This is a genomic window from Pseudomonas sp. RtIB026, from assembly GCF_016861355.2.
GTDB classification, from domain to species: domain Bacteria; phylum Pseudomonadota; class Gammaproteobacteria; order Pseudomonadales; family Pseudomonadaceae; genus Aquipseudomonas; species Aquipseudomonas peradeniyensis.
In genome coordinates, this window is record NZ_AP023348.2 from 4,910,345 (window position 1) to 4,931,237 (window position 20,893).

At 64.0% G+C, this 20,893-nt stretch carries 19 protein-coding genes; 9 read left to right on the top strand and 10 right to left on the bottom strand.

From position 1 onward, the window contains the following. Positions 1-52 precede the first annotated feature (52 nt). From flgE to flgB, 4 genes are read right to left on the bottom strand one after another with little or no spacing between them, the layout of a single operon-like run. Positions 53-1,426, bottom strand: a complete 1,374-nt coding sequence (gene flgE, locus PRtIB026_RS21925) for a flagellar hook protein FlgE (RefSeq protein WP_203651599.1) — start codon at positions 1,424-1,426, stop codon at positions 53-55. A 30-nt stretch (positions 1,427-1,456) separates the two neighbouring features. After that, positions 1,457-2,155: a flagellar hook assembly protein FlgD gene (gene flgD / locus PRtIB026_RS21930; protein ID WP_186735515.1), complete on the bottom strand. Its 699-nt coding sequence runs from the start codon at positions 2,153-2,155 to the stop codon at positions 1,457-1,459. A 15-nt stretch (positions 2,156-2,170) separates the two neighbouring features. Next, a complete protein-coding gene (gene flgC, locus PRtIB026_RS21935; protein ID WP_198743001.1) occupies positions 2,171-2,614 on the bottom strand; it encodes a flagellar basal body rod protein FlgC in 444 nt (147 codons plus the stop codon). A gap of 2 nt (positions 2,615-2,616) precedes the next feature. Further along, positions 2,617-3,024: a flagellar basal body rod protein FlgB gene (flgB, locus tag PRtIB026_RS21940; protein ID WP_203651598.1), complete on the bottom strand. Its 408-nt coding sequence runs from the start codon at positions 3,022-3,024 to the stop codon at positions 2,617-2,619. A 348-nt stretch (positions 3,025-3,372) separates the two neighbouring features. On the opposite strand from flgB, the gene PRtIB026_RS21945 reads away from it, so the two are divergent. Further along, positions 3,373-5,955 (top strand): autotransporter outer membrane beta-barrel domain-containing protein, encoded by a 2,583-nt coding sequence (locus PRtIB026_RS21945; protein ID WP_244670971.1) that lies wholly within the window; start codon positions 3,373-3,375, stop codon positions 5,953-5,955. 247 nt (positions 5,956-6,202) lie between these two features. Here the strand turns inward: PRtIB026_RS21945 and cheR are convergent, their stop codons facing one another. Continuing rightward, a complete protein-coding gene (gene cheR / locus PRtIB026_RS21950; protein ID WP_050706713.1) occupies positions 6,203-7,030 on the bottom strand; it encodes a protein-glutamate O-methyltransferase CheR in 828 nt (275 codons plus the stop codon). Positions 7,031-7,081: 51 nt separating this feature from the next. Then, on the bottom strand, positions 7,082-8,011 hold the full coding sequence (locus tag PRtIB026_RS21955; protein WP_050706714.1) for a chemotaxis protein CheV: 930 nt from the start codon (positions 8,009-8,011) through the stop codon (positions 7,082-7,084). Between the two features lie 63 nt (positions 8,012-8,074). Between PRtIB026_RS21955 and flgA the strand changes: the two genes are divergently transcribed. The 4 genes from flgA to PRtIB026_RS21975 all read left to right on the top strand — a co-directional run bounded on the left by flgA (position 8,075) and on the right by PRtIB026_RS21975 (position 10,656). Further along, entirely contained in the window at positions 8,075-8,824 is a 750-nt protein-coding gene (gene flgA, locus PRtIB026_RS21960) for a flagellar basal body P-ring formation chaperone FlgA (protein WP_186714868.1), read from the top strand. Between the two features lie 177 nt (positions 8,825-9,001). Next, positions 9,002-9,316, top strand: a complete 315-nt coding sequence (flgM, locus tag PRtIB026_RS21965) for a flagellar biosynthesis anti-sigma factor FlgM (RefSeq protein ID WP_203651596.1) — start codon at positions 9,002-9,004, stop codon at positions 9,314-9,316. 47 nt (positions 9,317-9,363) lie between these two features. Next, positions 9,364-9,831, top strand: coding sequence for a flagella synthesis protein FlgN (locus tag PRtIB026_RS21970; protein WP_203651591.1), 468 nt, complete (start codon positions 9,364-9,366; stop codon positions 9,829-9,831). A gap of 81 nt (positions 9,832-9,912) precedes the next feature. Further along, on the top strand, positions 9,913-10,656 hold the full coding sequence (locus tag PRtIB026_RS21975) for a flagellar brake protein (RefSeq protein ID WP_203651590.1): 744 nt from the start codon (positions 9,913-9,915) through the stop codon (positions 10,654-10,656). Between the two features lie 195 nt (positions 10,657-10,851). On the opposite strand, the gene PRtIB026_RS21980 is transcribed toward PRtIB026_RS21975, so the two are convergent. The 3 genes from PRtIB026_RS21980 to bkdR form a co-directional block, all read right to left on the bottom strand. Next, positions 10,852-12,174 carry an MFS transporter gene (locus PRtIB026_RS21980; protein WP_203651588.1) on the bottom strand — a complete coding sequence of 441 codons (1,323 nt, stop codon included), beginning with the start codon at positions 12,172-12,174 and terminating at the stop codon, positions 10,852-10,854. A gap of 130 nt (positions 12,175-12,304) precedes the next feature. Next, entirely contained in the window at positions 12,305-13,546 is a 1,242-nt protein-coding gene (locus PRtIB026_RS21985; RefSeq protein WP_203652616.1) for a glutamine synthetase family protein, read from the bottom strand. Positions 13,547-13,848: 302 nt separating this feature from the next. Continuing rightward, positions 13,849-14,337, bottom strand: coding sequence for an Lrp/AsnC family transcriptional regulator (gene bkdR, locus PRtIB026_RS21990; protein WP_203651586.1), 489 nt, complete (start codon positions 14,335-14,337; stop codon positions 13,849-13,851). A gap of 198 nt (positions 14,338-14,535) precedes the next feature. Between bkdR and PRtIB026_RS21995 the strand changes: the two genes are divergently transcribed. From PRtIB026_RS21995 to lpdA, 4 genes are read left to right on the top strand one after another with little or no spacing between them, the layout of a single operon-like run. Further along, positions 14,536-15,768 (top strand): 3-methyl-2-oxobutanoate dehydrogenase (2-methylpropanoyl-transferring) subunit alpha, encoded by a 1,233-nt coding sequence (locus PRtIB026_RS21995; protein WP_110738599.1) that lies wholly within the window; start codon positions 14,536-14,538, stop codon positions 15,766-15,768. Between the two features lies 1 nt (position 15,769). Further along, positions 15,770-16,828, top strand: a complete 1,059-nt coding sequence (locus PRtIB026_RS22000; RefSeq protein WP_186714872.1) for an alpha-ketoacid dehydrogenase subunit beta — start codon at positions 15,770-15,772, stop codon at positions 16,826-16,828. Beyond that, the gene (locus tag PRtIB026_RS22005; RefSeq protein ID WP_203651568.1) at positions 16,829-18,097 is read left to right on the top strand and encodes a dihydrolipoamide acetyltransferase family protein; all 1,269 of its coding nucleotides are present in this window, start codon (positions 16,829-16,831) and stop codon (positions 18,095-18,097) included. Positions 18,098-18,099: 2 nt separating this feature from the next. Beyond that, positions 18,100-19,479 carry a dihydrolipoyl dehydrogenase gene (lpdA, locus tag PRtIB026_RS22010; protein ID WP_203651566.1) on the top strand — a complete coding sequence of 460 codons (1,380 nt, stop codon included), beginning with the start codon at positions 18,100-18,102 and terminating at the stop codon, positions 19,477-19,479. A gap of 65 nt (positions 19,480-19,544) precedes the next feature. On the opposite strand, the gene PRtIB026_RS22015 is transcribed toward lpdA, so the two are convergent. Further along, entirely contained in the window at positions 19,545-20,543 is a 999-nt protein-coding gene (locus PRtIB026_RS22015) for a diguanylate cyclase domain-containing protein (RefSeq protein WP_203651564.1), read from the bottom strand. Positions 20,544-20,893 lie beyond the last annotated feature (350 nt).

A 20,893-nucleotide genomic window follows, 5' to 3' on the forward strand; every position in this document is an offset into this window, starting at 1 on the left:
ACGAACCCCTTCGTGCAAAGGGGTTCGTCGACAAACGCTCAGCCAGCGACCATCAGGTCATCTGGATGGTGGTCTGCATGATGGTGCTTTCAGTGGAGATGGTCTTGGCGTTGGCCTGGTAGAAGCTCTGCGCCTTGATCAGCTCGACCAGCTCCTTGGTCAGGTTGACGTTGGAAGCCTCCAGCGAGTTGGACTCCACCGAGCCCAGGGTGCCAGTTTTTGGCGCGTCGATACCTGGAATACCCGAGGAGAAGGTTTCCTTCCAGCGGGTACCGCCGACCTGCTGCAGGCCCTGCTCGTTGGCGAAGCTGGCAATGGCTACCTGGCCGATGGCGCGGGACTGCTGGTTGCTGAAACTGGCGAACATCACGCCGGTGGAGTCGATCGACAGGTTCGACAGGACACCCGTGGCATAACCGTCCTGGGACTGCGAGCTGCGCGCGGTCTCGAGGTTGTAGGAGGTGGTGCTGTTCATCGACAGACGCATACCGTCGGCGTTACCCACCGAGCCGTTGGAACCCCAGTTGCCCGCGGCGTCCTTGGCGGCCGGGATCCAGCCCTTCATGGTGAAGGTGTTGTTGACCACACTCCAGTCGAACGCTCCCACCGGCGTGGTCGGCACGTTGTCAGGGCTGGCGGTCATGGCCTTGACGCTGCCATCGGGGTTGAAGTCGATGTTGCCAATGAGCGGCGTGGTCTTGCTCGGATCGTAAGGGTTGCGACCTTCCACCAGGGTGTACATGGTCCACTGGTTCTCGCCGGTCTTGCGGTAGAACTGCTCCATGACGTGCTCGTTGCCCTGGCTGTCGTACACCTTGGTCGGGAACGACTTGGTGTAGGTGCTCTGATCCTTCGGATCGAACGGCTTGTTCGGCACCATCACGGGCGGCGTGGAGTTGTCCGGGACCTGCAGCGGAATGTCGGGGGCCGAGGAGTTCAGGTTGATGCCCTGATCGATCAGGGTGGTCGCCTTCGGCGCCATTGCCGAGGTATCGATCCGCAGGTCGGTCAGCACGCCCTTCATGATCTTGCCATTGGCATCGACCCCATAGCCCTGCAGACCCAGGCCATCGGAGGTGACGACATAGCCGTCCTTGTTGGTCTGGAACGCACCGGCGCGGGTATAGCTCAGCGAGCCGTTGTCGGACAGGACGAAGAAGCCCTGGCCCTGGATGCCCATGTCCAGCACGTTGCCGGTGTTGTTGACGTCGCCCTGGCCGAACTGCTGGGAAACCGTGGCCAGGCGCACGCCGTTGCCGACCTGGTTCTTGCCCACGCCCAGGCGGTTGGCGCCAGCGTAGACGTCGGCGAACTCGGCGCGCGACGACTTGAAGCCGACGGTCTCGGAGTTGGCGATGTTGTTGCCGGTGACGTCCAGCTTCTTGTTGGCTGCGTACAGACCGCTAAGGCCGATATTGAAAGACATGCATTCACTCCTTATGCCGTGCTAGCGGCCTTAGATTCCGATGGTTTGTACTTTGGAGATGCCCAGCTTGCCGATCCCGGCAAGGTTGAGCATCATCTCGCCGCCGTTCTGGAAGCTGACACTGGTGACCTTGGCCGGCAGCATCGTGTACATCTCCTGCGACTTGCCGTCGACAGTGGTGGTGGCGGTGAAGGTATAGGTACCCGCCTCGACTTTCTCGCCCTTGTCGTTGGTGCCGTCCCAGATGAAATCGGCGGTGCCTTTCTTCTGCTCGCCCAACTGGATGGTCTTGACCACGTTGCCATCCTTGTCCTTGATGGTCACCTTGCCGTCGGTGATGTTCTGCGGCACGACCACCTGGCCATTGAGGCTTTCCTTCGGATCGAAGAGGGCCTTGTCGTTCTGCACGATCACCGAACGCCCTACCAGGGAGGAGGCCTGCAGCGCCTGGGACGAGCCCATGCCGCTGATGATCGAGTTGACCGAGCTGTTCAGGGTCTGGATGCCTTCCAGGCTGCTGAACTGCGCCAGCTGGGCGATGAACTGACCGTTGTCCTGGGGATCCAGCGGGTTCTGGTGCTGCATCTGGGTGACCAGCAGCTTGAGAAACGCATCCTTGCCCAGCGCATTCTTGTCGACAGGCTCGGTGGTGGTTTTCTTGGTGCCGGTGCTGACCCCGGATTTTGTCAGCACATCATTGAGGTTCACGCTGGGGTTTTCGACTGCCATGGTCGGGATTCCTTATCACTGACCCAGGGTCAGTACTTTCTGCATCATGGTCTTGGCGGTGTTCATCAGCTCGGCGTTGGTCTGGAACGCACGGCTGGCGGAGATCATGTCGGCCATCTCCTCGACCACGTTGACATTCGGGTAGTAGACGTAGCCGTCCTTGTTCGCCGACGGATGATTGGGCTCGTAACGGGCCTCGAGGTTGCTCTGGTCCTCGATGATGCCCTTGACCTGGACGCCCTGCCCGGCCTCGCCCTGCTCCTCGAACAGCGACTGGCCCATGCCGTTCTGCGCGTTCTGGAAGGTGGTGGCGAACACCGGATGGCGGGCGCGGTAGGTCTGGTCGATGCTCGAGGACACCGTCTCGGCGTTGGCGATGTTCGAGGCAACGGTGTTCAGGCGCGTGTTCTGCGCGCTCATGCCGCTACCGGCGATGTTGAAGACACTGGCAAGGGACATGGTCACTCTCCACGCAGGGCCGATACCAGCCCTTTGAATTTACTGTTGAGCAGGGTGAAGCTGGCCTGGAAGCCAACGGCGTTTTCCGCGTAGTTCGACTGCTCGATCTGCGCATCCACGGTATTCTGGTCGATCGACGGCTGCATCGGCGTACGGTACTGCAGGGTGTCGTCCATCATCGCCAGGCCTTCGGCCTCGATGTGGCGGTTGTTGGTACGGTCCAGGGCGATGCGCCCCTTCTGCTGCTTGTCGGCCTCGGCGGCGAGTACCGACGAGAAGTCCATGTCACGCGCCTTGTAGTTGGGCGTGTCGGCGTTGGCGATGTTATTGGCCAGCACCTCGGCACGCTGGGCGCGGAAGCCCAATGCCTTTTCGTGGATGCCAAGCGCCTTGTCGAAGCTGATGCTCATATCGGGGAAACCTTCAAAGGTTGACCAGAGTTTCGTTGGCTTAGGCTTTAGCAAGGGCTGTGCCAACCAGCGCAACCCCAGTAAACCGGGGGCTACCCAGGTATCAGGGCGCTGGTGATGCCAGAAAAGCGGCAAAGTGCTTCCGCCACACCACCACCAAGCGGCAATTGGCAGGCGGCAAAAGCGGCAAAACAAAAAATTGACGTCAAACAACAATGCCAATCTGCCATCATCCACGGTAGCATTCGCCCCCCCCGCGCATTGTCGTGGCGAAAAGCCCCAGCCGTTACGGTCATACGCCCGCATGGATGCGCACTGCTTGCTCTACGATTTCAAAGGAACGAAACCGTGCCACCGCTTAACGCACGCAAGACCCTCCTGGCCCTTTTGATCGGCGCCAGCCCCCTGCCCTCGCTGGCCGAGACCATTCAACTGACCGATGCCGGCCACGCCGAGCAGAACCAGAGCCACCCCGCAGACCTCGAATTCACTGGCAGCTACACCGGCCTGCGACGTGACGCGATCAATCTCGCCAATACCCGCGTGATGGGCGACCTGGTCTTCAATAGTGCCATCAACGACAACGACCAGCGCACGGTCGACATGGTCAACCGCAGCGACGGCATCCGCCTGGCCAACAGCAGCATCGGCGGCTACCTGTACAATCGCGGCAACGTGAAAACCACCAGCCTCGATGGCGCGGCCTTGCGCCTGCAAGGCACCCTGGTAGACGGCGATCTCACCAACGAGGGAAGCCTCAGGGTCGGCACCGGCATCTCCTACTTCAATGGCGGGCCGACCTACGGCATCGACCTGTCCAGCCCGAGCGGCGCCACTGTCCTGCACGGCGATGTGATCAACGCCGATGGCGCGAGCATCACCGTCGAAGGCAGGGATGCACGCGGCATCAACCTGGCGGGCGCCAGCCTGGAAGGCAAGGTCGTCAACCGCGGCAACATCGATGTATCCGGCCCTGGCGCCGTTGCCATCAGTGCCACTGCAGGCACCAGCAACCGGCCCACCATCCTGGCCGGCATCGAGAATACCGGTCGGATCTTCGCCAGTGACCAGGCCATCGCGCTCGACGGCGCCACCCTGGTCGACAGCATGGACCGCCACCTGGTCAACAGCGGCAGGATCACAGCCACCACAACCGCCATCCGTATCGGCAACACCGCCTTCGACGACACAGGCTTGTCGGCCTGGTACAAGGCCAACGGCGCACTGAACATCTTCAACAGCGGGACGATCTGGGGCAACACCGCCATCGACGCCACCGCCAGCAACCGCCCGGTCGAGTTGATCCTGCGCCAGGGCAGCAAGGTCTACGGCGACCTTGTCGGCCTGGCCAACATCGAGGTCGAAGGCGACAGCACCTATGGCGTCGCCTACGGTCCCCCCGGCAGCAACAGCATCCGCCTGGCAAACGGTGGCTGGATCGATGTGGGCGACAGCAGCGAGCCACCCACTACCTTCACCCTGCACAGCCTTCACACCACTCTCGACGGCAACCTGAGGATTGCCGACAACTCGGCGCTGGGCCTGTGGCTGGCAAGCAGTACCGACCCGAACACGGCGGTGCTCAAGGTCAGCGGCATCGCCGAGTTCGCCCAGAACGCGCGAATCCTGCTGGAGCCGGAGGACACCGACTTCGAGGCCAGCGGCAGCCGCTACCTGCTGCTCGAGGCCGGCCAGGTGCAGGTCCTCGACGCCAAAGGCCTGCAGGTCAACGCCAAGCCCCAGGTCGCCAGCACCTCGGCCATGCTCAACGTGCTGAGCAGCACGCTCGATGACAACAAGGTCTACGTCACCGTCAGCACCAAGCCGACCGAGGACCTTGAGCAGATCGTCGCGCAACAGGGTGGCGACAGCAATGCACAGCGTGCCCTGGGCAACCTGGCCGAAGCCGGCCTGCTGGCACGCCTGGGCAACCAGGACCCACTGTTCCTCGCCGCCGCCAGCGCCGACGAAGCGCAACTGACCAGGCTCGCCGAGCAACTGGCGCCGGACGTCAGCGACGGCGCGCGCCAGGCCGCCCTGGCCAGCCAGCGCCTGATCGGCAACGCCATCGACAACCGCTCCAGCAGCCTGCGCGCCCCTCGCGCCGACGAGGCACGCCGCGCCTCCGGCGTGTGGATGCAGTCGCTGTACAGCGACGCCAGCCAGCAACAACGCGACGGCATTGCCGGCTACAACGCCTACAGCCGCGGCGTGGCGGTCGGTGCCGATGGCCAGCTGGACGACCAGCTCACCCTCGGCGCGGCCTACAGCTTCATCGACACCGACATCAACGGCAAACGCGGCAACAAGACCCAGGTACAGAGCCACGCCTTCTCGCTGTATGGCAGCTACACCCTGGACAACTACTTCGTCGATGCCAGCCTGACCTACGGCTTCAACGACAACCAAGGCAAGCGCGAGATCGCCGGCACCCGGGCCAAGTCGGACTATGACAGCAACCTGCTGGGCCTGAACCTGGTGGGCGGCTATAGCTGGCAGCCGGATCCGCGACTGCTGGTCGAGCCGCGCCTGGCGGCGCGCTACAGCCGCGTCGACATCGACAGCTTCAACGAGAAAGGCTCGTCGGCCGCACTCAAGGTCGAGGCGCAGCGCTACGAGGCCATCGAACTGGGCGCCGGCGTGCGCGTGGCCAGCCAACTGCCGCTTGGCGCCGGCATCCTGGAACCGCAGCTGAAAGTCATGGCCTACCACGACTTTGCCGCGGATCCTGTGCAGAACACCGCGACCTTCGTGCTGGGCACCACGCCGTTTGTCAGCCATGGTGCCAGCGTGGCGCGCAACAGCTACGAGGCCGGGCTGGGTGCTGACTACAAGCTGGGAGCGGTGAGCGTCGGCGTCAGCTATGACTACGCGGGCAAGTCGGGCTTCGATGCCGACGTGTTCTCGGCCAGGTTGCGCTACGCGTTCTGACACGCCATCGCAGACTATTCCACCTTGAAAACCAACCCTTTCAAGGTGTTCGACGCCAGAGCTATAGCGCCTATCAGACCGAGCGCCGCGCGGGCGGCGCTCGATTTTATAGGCGCTGCAAAGGTTGCGGCGAACACTTGGTGGCCCTCACTCGGTCAATAATCTTCGCACCCAAAGACCTTGAAAGGGATGACCTTGAAAACAAAAAGGCCGGTATCGCAGGATACCGGCCTTTTTTCGCCCAGCCTTACTTGGCCTGGTAGATGATCCCCGGGCTGCACTGGACCATCTGGTAATGGTCAGGCAGGCCGTTGAGCGCCTCGGACGCCCCCAGGAACAGGTAGCCACCGGGCTTGAGGGTGCCGTGAATGCGCATGAGGATGTCCTTCTTGACCTGGGCCGAGAAGTAGATCAGCACGTTGCGGCAGAACACGATGTCGAACTTGCCCAGCGGCGCATAGCTGTCGAGCAGGTTGTACGAACGGAACTCGACACGGCTGCGGATCGGCGACTTGATCGCCCAGCGCCCCGGACCCTTGGGGTCGAAGTAGCGCTGCAGACGCTCCTGCGACAAGCCGCGGGCGATGGCCAGGCTATCGTACTCGCCGGTCTTGCAGTTGTTGAGCATGGCGCCCGACAGGTCGGTGGCGACGATCTGCGCACCCATCTTCAGCTGGCCGAGGTTGGTGCGCTCGAACTCGTCGATCGACATCGAGATCGAGTACGGCTCCTGACCGGACGAACAGGCCGCCGACCAGATGCGCAGGCGCTGGCCCGGGTTGTTCTTGATGAACTCCGGGATCACCTTGCTCTTTAGCACCTCGAACGGGTAGGTGTCGCGAAACCACAGCGTCTCGTTGGTGGTCATGGCATCGACCACCTGCTCGCGCAGACCACTGCGTGGCTGGGTCTGGATGCGCTGCACCAGCTCGCCCAGCGACTTGATGCCCTGTTGCTCCATCAGCTTGTTGAGACGGCTGGAGACCAGGTACTGCTTATTCTCGCCCAGCAGGATGCCACAGGCTTTCTCCAGGAAGACCCGGAACTGTTCGAAATCCAAATTACCCGTAGACAATGCTGCCGCCTCTTCTTAAATCGCTAGCGCCGGGGACGGGCCCCGGCCGTTTCAATGACTTGCCTTGATCCGGTCGACCACGCGCTGGGCGAGGTCATCCGGCCTGAACTTGGCCAGGAAGTCATCGGCACCGACTTTCTTGACCATCGCCTGGTTGAATACCCCGGACAGCGAAGTATGCAGGCAGATGTGCAGTTTTTGCATGCGCGGATCGCTGCGGATCTCCGCCGTGAGGGTATAGCCGTCCATTTCCGGCATTTCAATATCCGAAATCATCATGAGGAACTCCTCCTCCGGACGCTTGCCCTCGTCCACCAGCTTGCGCAGGTAATCCAGGGCCTGGCGACCATCGTTGAGCGCCACCACCTCGACCCCCACGGTCTGCAGGCAACGGCTCACCTGCTTGCGCGCCACCGACGAGTCATCGACCGTCAGCACCCGCAGCATCACCGCCTTGTCCTGCACCTCGGCATCGATCACGCCATCGGACACCGACTCGGACGAAGGCGCCACCTCGGCCAGCACCTTCTCCACATCGATGATCTCGACCATGCGGTTGTCGACCCGGGTCACGGCTGTCAGGTAGTGATCGCGTCCGGTACCCTTGGGTGGCGGATGGATCTCTTCCCAGTTCATGTTGACGATGCGCTCGACCGAATGCACCAGGAAGCCCTGGGTCTTGGTGTTGTATTCGGTGATGATCACGAAACTGTTGCGCGTTTCTTCCTTCAGCTGCGGAAGGCCGGTGGCCATCGACAGGTCCAGGATCGGGATGGTCGCCCCCCGAATGTTAGCCACGCCGCGCACCACCGGATGGGACCTGGGCAGCAGCGTCAGGTCCGGGCACTGCAGCACCTCCCGTACCTTGAACACATTGATGCCGTAGAGCTGATCGCCATTGAGGCGAAACAACAGCAGCTCCAGGCGATTCTGCCCCACCAGTTGCGTGCGCTGGTTGACCGAATCCATCACTCCAGCCATGCCAGACTCCTTCAACGATTGCCTATGTACCGAATCGGCACGGGCTTTGCTTTTTTGAACGCCATGTATACGAAAACGACAAATTTCCGACGACTGACGCGCCTGTTGACCGGCTCACTGGCCGCCCTGTGCCTGCTGGCACCCGGCATTCGTACGCTGGCGGACTCTTTTACCTTGCCTGAACAGCTTATCGGTGTCACTCAGGGGTTTCTTGAATTCACCGTGGAGGACTACCTGGCGACCACCCAGACCCCGGGCCGCTACGAGATCCAGGTCAACAACCTCGACCCACGCCTGCGCATGCCGCTGTGCAGCCAGCAGCTGGACGCCTCGCTGGAAGGTTCGACGCCCCTGGGGCGGGTTACGGTACGGGTCCGCTGCGACGGCACGGCGCCCTGGACGGTATTCGTCCCAGCCCAGGTGCGCCTGATGCGCGACGTGGTGGTCATGACTCGCCCCCTGAAACGTGAAAGCGTGGTGGGTGAAGGCGATGTGGCCTTGCGCGAACGCGATGTGGGCACCCTCGGCGTCGGCTACCTGACCCAGCTTGACCAGGCCGTGGGCTTGAAGCTGTTGCGCCCCACTGTGCTCGACCAGGTGCTGACGCAACAGCACCTGGAGCAGGCCGATGTGGTGCGCAAGGGCGATCACGTGGTGATCATCGCCCGCAGCGGCAGCCTGAGCGTGCGCATGCCCGGCGAGGCCTTGGACAAGGGCGGCCTGCAGACGCAGATCCGGGTGCGCAACCTGAACTCCAAACGCGTGGTCAAGGCCCGCGTCACGGGCCCGGGGCAGGTCGAGGTGGCCATGTAGGACTGCACTGCGTCGGGATAGTGACGCAACGCTGGCGATGTGGAACCGCGCCCCCTAAACTGTGTCACAGATCGGGTTGCGCACGTGTGCCGAGAGGCGGTGATGCATTCACGCCTAAAGTTTTGCTCGGGTAGGCCGAAAGCAAGGCATGCGTCCTAATTCCCAGGGGTTCTGAACATGGTCATCGACTTCAGTCGTCTCAACAACTCTCCGTCCGTCACGGGCGGCGTTCGCGGCAATGCCGCGCCAGGCAACGCCGATAAAGCCGGCGAGGCCAGCGCAGCGCCCAAGCACGCCAGTGTCAGCGGAGAAGCGGTACACCTGAGCCCAGAGGCCCAGCAATTGCAGAAGATCAGCGACAAGCTGCGCGATCAGCCGACCGTCAACAGCGCCCGCGTGGCCGAGTTGAAACAGGCCATCGCAGACGGCAGCTACAAGGTCGATGCCGACCGGGTCGCCAGCAAACTGCTTGATTTCGAAGCCCAGCGCTGACCCCCAGGGGCGCTGACTTCAAGGACGCAATTCGCCAAGAGTTAGCCATGCACGACATCACCCTGCTGCAACTGATCGAAGACGACATCGCGCCGACCCAGGAACTGCTCGACCTTCTGCAAAAGGAGGCAGTTTCCCTGCATGGCCGGGAAATCATGGCGCTGGAGCATATCCTTGCCCGCAAGCAGTCGCTGGTCGTGCTGCTCGAACAGCAGGGCCTGCGGCGCAACCAGTTGCTCATCGATCTCGGCCTCAGCGCCGACCGCGCGGGCGTGCAGGCAGTGGCCGACCAGTCGCCCAACGGCGAACTCATCATGCAGCAGCTCAATGAGCTCACCCAGCTGATGGATGCCTGCCAGAAGGTCAACGAGAACAATGGCCGGATCATCCAGATGCAGCAATACGCCACGGCCAACCAGATCAGAATCCTCATGGGCGGCGACTCGCCGTCGCTCTATGACAGCCGCGGCGCCACCTCGCCAATGGACAAGCCCAGGGCCATCGGCCAAGTCTGATTGACCCTGATCAAGGCACGGAACATACTGGCATAATGCCGTTACTTGCGTGTGCCGTATTCGCCTGGAGATTGATTACCCGTGTTCAATGAAACCGATGCTCCCCAGCCACCAAAGGTGCTGACCACCCCTTTGGAGATCACGGCCAACTTGCGCCAGCTGCTGGAGAGCCACGACCCGCTGATCATCAGCTTCCATGAGCGCAGCCAGCGGTTTCAAAGCTACGTGGTGCATGTCGACCGGGACAGCGGCGTCCTGGCACTGGATGAAATGATCCCTCGCGACGGCGAGAAGTACATCGAGAACGGCGAACCGTTCCGTGTCGAAGGCTTCCATGACGGTGTGCGTATCGCCTGGGAATCCAACACGGCGCTGACCATCGGCGAGATCGACGGCCACCGCTGCTACCGTGGCCCGCTGCCCGAGGAAGTGACTTACCACCAGCGCCGCAACGCCTTCCGCGCCGCGCTGAAGCTGTCGCAACTGGTCGACATCGTACTCGACGGCGCCCACCTCAAGGGCAACGGCGCCCTGCGCGGCAAGCTGCTGGACATTTCCGCCACCGGCTGCAAGCTGCGCTTCGACGGCAACGTCGAGGACCGCCTGCAACTGGGCCAGGTCTACGAGCGCTTCAAGGCCAGCAACCCACTGGGGCTGACCGACACCCTGGTCGAACTGCGCCACCTGCACTTCGAGGAGCGCATCAACACCACCTTCGCCGGGGTGCGCTTCCATAACCTCAACGGTCAGGCGCAGCGCAAGATCGAGAGTTTCGTCTATCAGCTGCAGCGCGAGGCGCGGCGGTTCGACAAAGACGACTATTGAGCGTCAGCAGGGCACGAAAACGCCACCCCACGGGTTAATGCCAGGCAGTTAGCGCTTGATCGCACTTATTGGGGCTGCTTTGCAGCCCTTCGCGGGTAAACCCGCTCCCACAGGTACAGCGCTCGATTCAGCGTCTGCGCGATCCTGTGGGAGCGGGTTTACCGCGCAGCGACCCCAATTGGCTTAACTGACTGGCTAGGATTTGCTCATCTCGCTTTCCCGCTCCGCGCCGGCCTCCTCTTCGGTATCCTCCGCCGCCACCGGCGCCTGCATCACCTCCTGCACGGTCTGCTCATCCACCCGAGGGTCAAGGGCCGCCGACAAGGGCGAGCCCGCCGCCGGCATGGCCACGTGCCCCAGAGGCGCATCCTGGACCTGGTGCAGCCCGGTGACCGCCTTGGGCCGAATGCGCCAGACCAGCACCAGGGCGAAGAATACGAAGAAGGCGTACAGCATCTGCGCGCCCAGCAGCTTCATCAGCACCCCCGCCGCCAGCGGCCCGATGCAGGCACCCACGCCATAGGTGACCAACAGCATGGCGGTCAACGAGACCCGCCGCTCGCTTTCCACATGGTCATTGGAAAACGCCACCGCCAGCGGATACAGGCAGAACTGCAACAGCGATATGACGAAGCCGATACCGAACAACAGCGCCAACGGCACGCCCGGCAGAATCGCCAGCGGCGCCGAGGCCAGCGCCAGGCCGATCGCCACGCTGCGGATCAGCACGGCGCGATCATAACGGTCGGACAACCAGCCCAGCGGCCACTGCACCAGCAGGCCGGCAAAAATACAGCTGCCCATGAACAGACCGATCTGCTCGGTGGACAGCCCCTGGCTGGACGCATACAGCGGCGCCAGACCATAGAACGAACCGACGATCAGACCCGAGCCGAGCACCGTGGACAACGACTGCGGCACGCGCTTGATGAAGAACTTCGGCTCCATCGGCGCCGGCCGCAACGGCGCGGGGTGGATACGCCGGGTCATGGCCACCGGCACCAGGCACAGGGCAAAGCACATCGCCACCAGCATCAGCAACTCAGGCCCCAGCTGCGGATGCACCACCAGGATCAACTGGCCAAGCACCAGCCCAAGATACGAGGCGATCATGTAGCCGCTGAACACTGCGCCGCGATGCTTGGCATCGGCCTGCTCGTTGAGCCAGCTTTCGATGACCATGTACTGGCACATCATCCCCAGGCCGACGATCATCCGCAGCCCGATCCACACCGGCAGCCAGCTGGTCAGCCCGTGCCCGAGCACCGCCGCGCCGACGATGCCGGCACAGGTGGCGTAGGCGCGGATATGCCCGACCCGGCCGATCAGCCGGTGGCCGACCTTGCCGCCCACCGCCAGGCCGAAGTAGTTGGCCGCCATCAGCGCACCGATCCACAGGCTGTCGACATGGTCGGCGGCCAGGCGCAGGGCCAGGTAGGTACTGAGCAGGCCCGAACCGATCAGCATCATCAGGGCGGCGAAGTACAACGACTGAAACGGCTTCCAGATATTTCGCATACGTCCCGTCAAGCTCCTTGATCTGGTGGCGCGGGGTTGCTGCCAAGCATAAAAGCAAATCCATCGCGGCGCAGGCCCCGGACGGCGAAATCGGCCGCCGGGGGCGCATCCAGTAGCGGTCGTGTCGCGCTCAGGCTTGCGCGGCGAGCACGCGGCGCTCCCAGGGCGTGATCTCATCGAAGAAATCGCTCAGCTCCAGGGTCTTGGTGGCGATGTAGCCTTCGATGAACTCCCTGCCGAACAGTTCCCGCGCCAGGTTGCTGCGCTTGAGGCGCTCCAGCGCGGCGTGCAGGGTGCAGGGCAGGCTCAGGTGCTCGGGCACCTCGAACTCGCCCTGGATCGCCGGCGTCGGCGCGATCTGCCGCTCGATGCCATGCAGGCCGGCGGCGAGGCTGGCGGCGATGGCCAGGTAGGGGTTGGCGTCGGCGCCCGGCAGGCGGTTCTCCACCCGCCGCGCCGCAGGCGAACTGGCCGGGATGCGCAGGCCAGCGGCGCGGTTGTCCTCGGACCAGCAGGCATTGTTCGGCGACGCATAGGGGTGGCACAGGCGCTGGTAGGAGTTGACGTTCGGCGCGAACAGCACGGTGAAGTCGGCCAGACAGGCCTGCAGGCCACCGATGAAATGGTGGAAGGTGTCGGTCGCCCTGCCCTGCTCGTCGCTGAACACGTTACGCCCGCTGGCGCTGTCGACCAGGCTCTGGTGGATATGCATCGAACTGCCGGGGGTGTGCGCCAGGGGCTTGGCCATGCACACCACGGTCAGGCCATGCTTGAGCGCGACCTCCTTGAGCAGGTGTTTGAACAGGAAGGTCTGGTCAGCCAGCAGCAAGGGATCACCGTGCAGCAGGTTGATCTCGAACTGGCTGACGCCCATCTCGTGCATGAAGGTGTCACGCGGCAGCCCCAACGCCGCCATGCAGCGGTACACATCGTTGAAGAACGGACGCAGGCCGTTGTTGGAGCTGACACTGAAGGCCGAGTGGCCCATTTCCCGACGACCGTCCTTGCCCAGTGGCGGCTGGAACGGCTGGGTCGGGTCGCTGTTGGCGGCAAACACGAAGAACTCCAGTTCCGTCGCCACCACCGGCGCCAGCCCGCGCTCGGCATAGCGGGCGATCACCGCCTTGAGCTGGCCACGGCTGGACAGGCCCGAGGGCGTGCCATCGAGCTCCACCGCATCGCAGATGGCCAGTGCCCGAGGCTCGTCGCTCCAGGGCAGGCGGTGGATCTGCGAAGGCTCGGCCACCAGTGCCAGGTCGCCGTCGTCGCTGCCATAGTACTTGGCCGCCGGGTAGCCGCCCATGATGCACTGCAGCAGCACGCCGCGAGCCATCTGCAGGCGGCGGCCTTCGAGGAAGCCCTCGGCGGTCATCACCTTGCCGCGGGGCACGCCGTTGAGGTCGGGGGTGACGCACTCGATTTCATCGATGCCCTTGAGGAACGCTGCCTGGTTGCGCGGGCCTTCGGTCGTCATGACGCTGTCCTTCTTGTTGTGTTCGCATGCCGGGAATGGCGACGCACACAACATAGGCCGGGGGTGTTTAAAATATCAAGCACCCCAGGGATCGTGGCGCCCTCTTCGCGGGTAAACCCGCTCCCACAGGAACCTGGCCAGCCTTCAGGGCAAAGGTGAACCTGTGGGAGCGGGTTTAATCGCGAAAGGGCCAGCCCAGGTTACTGCTCGCGCAGCGTCATGCCATTGGCCGGCAGCGGCAACGCGGTCTTGTAACGCACCTGTTTCAAGGCAAAGCTGGAACGAATGTTCGCCACCCCGGGCAAGCGCGTGAGGTAATCGAGGAAGCGCTCCAGCGCCTGGATGCTCGGCAGCAGCACCCGCAGCAGGTAGTCCGGATCCCCGGTCATCAGGTAGCACTCCATCACCTCCGGCCGTTCGGCGATCTCCTCCTCGAAGCGGTGCAGCGACTGCTCCACCTGCTTTTCCAGGCTGACGTGGATGAACACATTCACATCCAGCCCCAGCACCTCGGGCGACAGCAGCGTGACCTGCTGGCGGATCACCCCAAGCTCCTCCATGGCCTTGACCCGGTTGAAGCACGGCGTGGGCGACAGGTTGACCGAGCGCGCCAGCTCTGCATTGGTGATCCGGGCGTTTTCCTGCAGGCTGTTGAGGATGCCGATATCCGTTCGATCCAGTTTACGCATGAGAGAAATTGACCTGGTTTTTGTGTTTGTACGGAATGTTTATCTGCGCCGCCGGACAAAGGCAATGAACTTGAGAGAAAAATTCTCCTGCCGTCCCCCTATGATGTAAAAAGACGCTGACCTGCCAGTCACGAGCCGGCAGTCAGCGGCGGCCGCTTCAAAGCTCACAAAAACAACATTCGAGCGAGCGTAAAAAGCATGAACGAGTACGCCCCCCTGCGTCTGCATGTGCCCGAGCCTACAGGCCGGCCAGGCTGCCAGACCGATTTCTCCTACCTGCGCCTGAACGACGCCGGTCAAGTCCGTAAACCCCCTATCGATGTGGAGCCTGCCGACACGGCGGACCTCTCCTACAGCCTCGTGCGCGTGCTCAACGAGCACGGCGACGCCGTCGGCCCCTGGGCCGAGGGCATCGAGCCGCAGGTACTGCGCCAGGGCATGCACGCCATGCTCAAGACGCGCATCTTCGACAGCCGCATGGTGGTTGCCCAGCGCCAGAAGAAGATGTCCTTCTACATGCAGAGCCTGGGCGAGGAAGCCATCGGCAGCGGCCAGGCCCTGGCCCTGAACCGCAGCGACATGTGCTTCCCCACCTACCGCCAGCAGAGCATCCTGATGGCCCGCGAGGTGTCGCTGGTGGACATGATCTGCCAGCTGCTGTCCAACACCCGTGACCCGCTCAAGGGCCGCCAGCTGCCGATCATGTACTCGGTGCGCGAAGCCGGCTTCTTCACCATCAGCGGCAACCTGGCCACCCAGTTCGTCCAGGCGGTCGGCTGGGCCATGGCCTCGGCGATCAAGGGCGACACCAAGATCGCCTCGGCGTGGATCGGTGACGGCGCCACCGCCGAGTCCGACTTCCACACCGCCCTGACCTTCGCCCACGTCTACCGCGCCCCGGTGATCCTCAACGTGGTCAACAACCAGTGGGCGATCTCGACCTTCCAGGCCATCGCCGGTGGCGAGTCGACCACCTTCGCCGGCCGTGGCGTGGGTTGCGGCATCGCCTCGCTGCGGGTCGACGGCAACGACTTCATCGCCGTCTACGCCGCCTCGCGCTGGGCCGCCGAACGCGCCCGCCGCGGCCTGGGCCCGACGCTGATCGAGTGGGTCACCTACCGTGCCGGCCCGCACTCGACCTCGGACGACCCGTCCAAGTACCGCCCGGCCGACGACTGGAGCCACTTCCCGCTGGGCGACCCGATTGCCCGCCTCAAGCAGCACCTGATCAAGCTCGGCCACTGGTCCGAGGAAGAGCACCAGGCGGTCACCGCCGAGCTCGAGGCCGAGGTGATCAAGGCGCAGAAGGACGCCGAGCAGTTCGGCACCCTGAGCAATGGCCATATCCCCAGCGCCGCCTCGATGTTCGAGGATGTGTACAAGGAAATGCCCGACCACCTGCGCCGTCAGCGCCAGGAACTGGGGGTCTGAGATGAACGATCACAACAACAGCATCCATCTGGAAAACGCCATGTCCACCACCACCATGACCATGATCCAGGCCCTGCGCTCGGCCATGGATGTCATGCTCGAGCGCGATGACAACGTGGTGGTCTACGGCCAGGACGTTGGCTACTTCGGCGGCGTGTTCCGCTGCACCGAAGGTCTGCAGACCAAGTACGGCAAGTCCCGCGTGTTCGATGCGCCGATCTCCGAGAGCGGCATCGTCGGCACCGCCGTGGGCATGGGCGCCTATGGCCTGCGTCCGGTGGTCGAGATCCAGTTCGCCGACTACTTCTATCCCGCCTCCGACCAGATCGTCTCGGAGATGGCCCGCCTGCGTTATCGCTCGGCCGGCGAGTTCATCTCGCCGCTGACCCTGCGCATGCCCTGCGGTGGTGGCATCTATGGCGGCCAGACCCACAGCCAGAGCCCCGAGGCGATGTTCACCCAGGTCTGCGGCCTGCGCACCGTGATGCCGTCGAACCCGTACGACGCCAAGGGGCTGCTGATCGCCTCGATCGAATGCGACGACCCGGTGATCTTCCTCGAGCCCAAGCGCCTGTACAACGGCCCGTTCGACGGCCACCACGACCGCCCGGTAACGCCGTGGTCCAAGCACCCGCACAGCGCAGTGCCTGATGGCTACTACAGCGTGCCGCTGGACAAGGCGGTGATCACCCGCCCAGGCAATGACGTCACCGTGCTGACCTACGGCACCACCGTGTATGTCTCGCAAGTGGCCGCCGAGGAGAGCGGCGTCGACGCCGAGGTCATCGACCTGCGCAGCCTTTGGCCGCTGGACCTGGAGACCATCGTCGCCTCGGTGAAGAAGACCGGTCGCTGCGTGGTCGTGCACGAGGCCACCCGTACCTGCGGCTTCGGCGCCGAACTGGTGTCGCTGGTCCAGGAGCACTGCTTCCATCACCTCGAGGCGCCGATCGAGCGCGTCACCGGCTGGGACACGCCCTACCCCCACGCACAGGAATGGGCCTACTTCCCCGGCCCTTCGCGGGTAGGCGCGGCACTGAAACGGGTCATGGAGGTCTGAATGGGCACGCACGTCATCAAGATGCCGGATATCGGTGAAGGCATCGCGCAAGTCGAGTTGGTGGAATGGTTCGTCAAGGTCGGCGACATGATCGCCGAGGACCAGGTGGTGGCCGATGTCATGACCGACAAGGCCACCGTGGAAATTCCCTCGCCGGTCAGCGGCAAGGTATTGGCCCTGGGCGGCCAGCCGGGTGAAGTGATGGCGGTCGGCAGCGAGCTGATCCGCATCGAGGTCGAAGGCAGTGGCAACCATGTCGACGCGCCACAGGCCAAGCCGGTTGAGCCGGAAGCCGCGCCGGTCAAGGCCGTGGCCCAGCCCGAGCCACGCATCGAGGCACAACCTCAGGCTGCTGCGGCCCATGCCGCCGCGCCTATCGTGCCGCGCGAAGCCCACGACAAGCCACTGGCGTCCCCGGCCGTGCGCAAGCGCGCCCTGGACGCCGGGATCGAGCTGCGTTACGTACATGGCAGCGGCCCGGCCGGGCGCATCCTGCATGAAGACCTCGACGCCTTCATCAGCAAGCCGCAGACCGGCGCCGGCCAGGCACCGGGCGGCTACGGCAAGCGCACCGACAGCGAGCAGGTACCGGTGATCGGCCTGCGCCGCAAGATCGCCCAGCGCATGCAGGACGCCAAGCGTCGCGTCGCCCACTTCAGCTACGTCGAGGAAATCGACGTCACCAACCTGGAAGCCTTGCGCCAGCAGCTCAACGCCAAGTACGGCGACAGCCGCGGCAAGCTGACCCTGCTGCCGTTCCTGGTGCGCGCCATGGTCGTCGCCCTGCGCGACTTCCCCCAGATCAACGCCACCTACGACGACGAGGCCCAGGTCATTACCCGCCACGGCGCGGTGCACGTCGGCATCGCCACCCAGGGCGACAACGGCCTGATGGTGCCGGTACTGCGTCATGCCGAGGCCGGCAACCTGTGGAGCAACGCCGGCGAGATCGCCCGCGTGGCCCACGCCGCGCGCAACAACAAGGCCAGCCGCGAAGAGCTGACCGGCTCGACCATCACCCTGACCAGCCTCGGCGCCCTGGGCGGCATTGTCAGCACCCCGGTGGTCAACACCCCGGAAGTGGCGATCGTCGGCGTCAACCGCATGGTCGAACGGCCGGTGGTGATCGACGGCCAGATCGTCGTGCGCAAGATGATGAACCTGTCCAGTTCGTTCGACCACCGCGTGGTCGACGGCATGGATGCCGCCCTGTTCATCCAGGCCGTGCGCGGCCTGCTGGAACAGCCTGCCTGCCTGTTCGTGGAGTGATCATGCAAGAGCTCATCAACACCACCCTGCTGATCATCGGCGGCGGCCCCGGCGGTTATGTGGCCGCCATCCGCGCCGGGCAACTGGGCATCCCCACCGTGCTGGTCGAAGGCCAGGCCCTGGGCGGCACCTGCCTGAACATCGGCTGCATTCCCTCGAAGGCGCTGATCCATGTGGCCGAGCAGTTCCACCAGGCCAGTCGCTTCACCGAACCTTCGCCGCTGGGTATCAGCGTATCCTCGCCGCGCCTGGACATCACGCGCAGCGTCGAGTGGAAGGACGGCATCGTCGACCGCCTCACCAGCGGCGTCGCCGCCCTGCTGAAAAAGCACGGCGTGAAGGTGATCCATGGCTGGGCGAAGATCCTCGACGGCAAGAGCGTCGAGGTCGATGGCCAGCGCATCCAGTGCGAGCACCTGCTGCTGGCAACCGGCTCGAACAGCGTCGAACTGCCGATGCTGCCGATCGGCGGGCCGATCATCTCGTCCACCGAGGCCCTGGCGCCCAAGGCGCTGCCTCAGCACCTGGTGGTGGTCGGCGGCGGCTACATCGGCCTGGAACTGGGCATCGCCTACCGCAAGCTTGGCGCCAAGGTCAGCGTGGTGGAAGCCCGCGAACGCATCCTGCCGACCTACGACGCCGAACTCACCGCGCCGGTGGCCGACTCGATCAAGAAACTCGGCATCGCCCTGTACCTGGGCCACAGTGTCGAAGGCTATGCCGACGGCTGCCTGCTGGCCAGCGATGGCCAAGGTGGCCAGCTGCGCCTTGAGGCTGACCAGGTGCTGGTGGCCGTGGGCCGTCGCCCTCGTACCAAAGGCTTCGGCCTGGAAAGCCTGGATCTGAAGATGAACGGCGCGGCCATCGCCATCGACGAGCGCTGCCAGACCAGCATGCGCAACGTCTGGGCCATCGGCGACGTGGCCGGCGAGCCGATGCTGGCGCACCGGGCCATGGCCCAGGGCGAGATGGTCGCCGAGATCATCGCCGGCAAGAGCCGACGCTTCGAGCCGAGCGCAATCGCCGCGGTGTGCTTCACCGACCCGGAAGTGGTGGTGGTCGGCCAGACCCCGGAACAAGCCAGCCAGCAGGGCGTGGACTGCATCGTCGCGCAGTTCCCCTTCGCCGCCAACGGCCGGGCAATGAGCCTGGAATCAAAGACCGGCTTCGTGCGCGTGGTGGCCCGCCGTGACAACCACCTGATCCTCGGCTGGCAGGCCGTGGGCGTGGCGGTGTCGGAACTGTCCACCGCCTTCGCCCAGTCGCTGGAGATGGGCGCACGCCTGGAAGACATCGCCGGCACCATCCACGCCCACCCGACCCTGGGCGAGGCGGTGCAGGAAGCGGCATTGCGCGCCTTGGGCCACGCCCTGCACATCTGACCTGACACTGAAGCGGCAATCGCCGTATTTGGCCCGCTACGCCCCTGGCGCAGCGGGTCTTTTTTTCACTCGGCGACGACGTTCTTGCCGGCTGCCTTGGCCCGGTACAGCGCCTTGTCGGCACGGCCCAGCAACCCCTGACGGTCCTCCCCTTCGCGCCACTGCACCACGCCATAGCTCATGGTCAGCTGGCACTGGCCTATCGGCGGCACTTTGGCCAAGGCCTCCTGGATTCGCTGCGCCGCTTCACGTGCCTGCTCCTGCGAAGTTCGCGGCAAGACCACCACGAATTCATCGCCGCCCCAACGTGCCAACAAGTCCTGCTCGCCCAGACACCGACGAATCCGTTCGGTAACCTCGACCAGTGCGGCATCGCCACGGGCGTGGCCGTGCAGGTCGTTGATCGGTTTGAAGTCGTCCAGGTCCATGGCGATCAACGCCAGCGGTTCACGGAAGCGCCGGGCACGCTCGCACGCCTCCTCGAGGGTCTTTTCCAGGCGATAGCGATTGGCGGTACGGGTCAGGGCGTCGCGCTCGGCCAACTCGCGATTCTCGTCGAGCTGGCGCTGCAACTGCTGGTTGACCCAAGACAGTTCGCGGGTGCGCTCGGCCACCAGGCTTTCCAGGGACAGGTTGCGCTGCTCGAGTTCGGCGACCAGGCGCTTGCCCGCGTCGATGTTGCGGTGGGCGCCGAGCATCCGCGCCACCGAACCGTCGGTGTTGCGGGCGATGACATGGCCGCTGTCCTCGATCCACAGATAGCTGCCATCCTGGCAGCGGCAACGGTACTCGATGAGATAACGCTCGTTGCGCTGGTTGATGTAAGCCTCGAAATGCGCCATCACCCGCGGGTAATCCTCGGGGTGAATCACGCTTTCCCAGGTCAGCACGGAATTGTCCAGCGAATGGCTGGCGTAGCCCAACATCGCGTACCAGCCCGGGTTGCGGTAGACATAGCCGCTGTTGGCATCCCAGTCCCAGATACCGTCGCTGATCAGATCGAACAAGGTGTGCAATTGCTGCTCGGTGAAGCCAGCCGGTAGCGGCTTTGTTGCCTGACTCATGGACGCGCTCCCTGTTGTCCAGCAACTGCGCCCCGTATCCGGTGCTGCCGACACATGCTTGTATTTGCCGCAAGCGGCAATCCTGTTCCTATGCCGAGCAAGCATATTCCGAGCAACAGGCTGCCGGAATAGCCCTGACGGCCTATTTCGCCCCGGTACCACTACTGGTACTGCTTTTGCCCCTTTCGTCGTGTCTTCAGATCCATCCCGGGAGCCATCATGCTTATCACCGCGATCACTCAACAGATCGCCCAACGCATGCAGGAGGAGACCGAGATGAAGCGATCAGAAGGCGCAGCGCGCCCAGGGCGCCATGACCTCGGCAGATGACAGGGACACCGAGCGTAAGT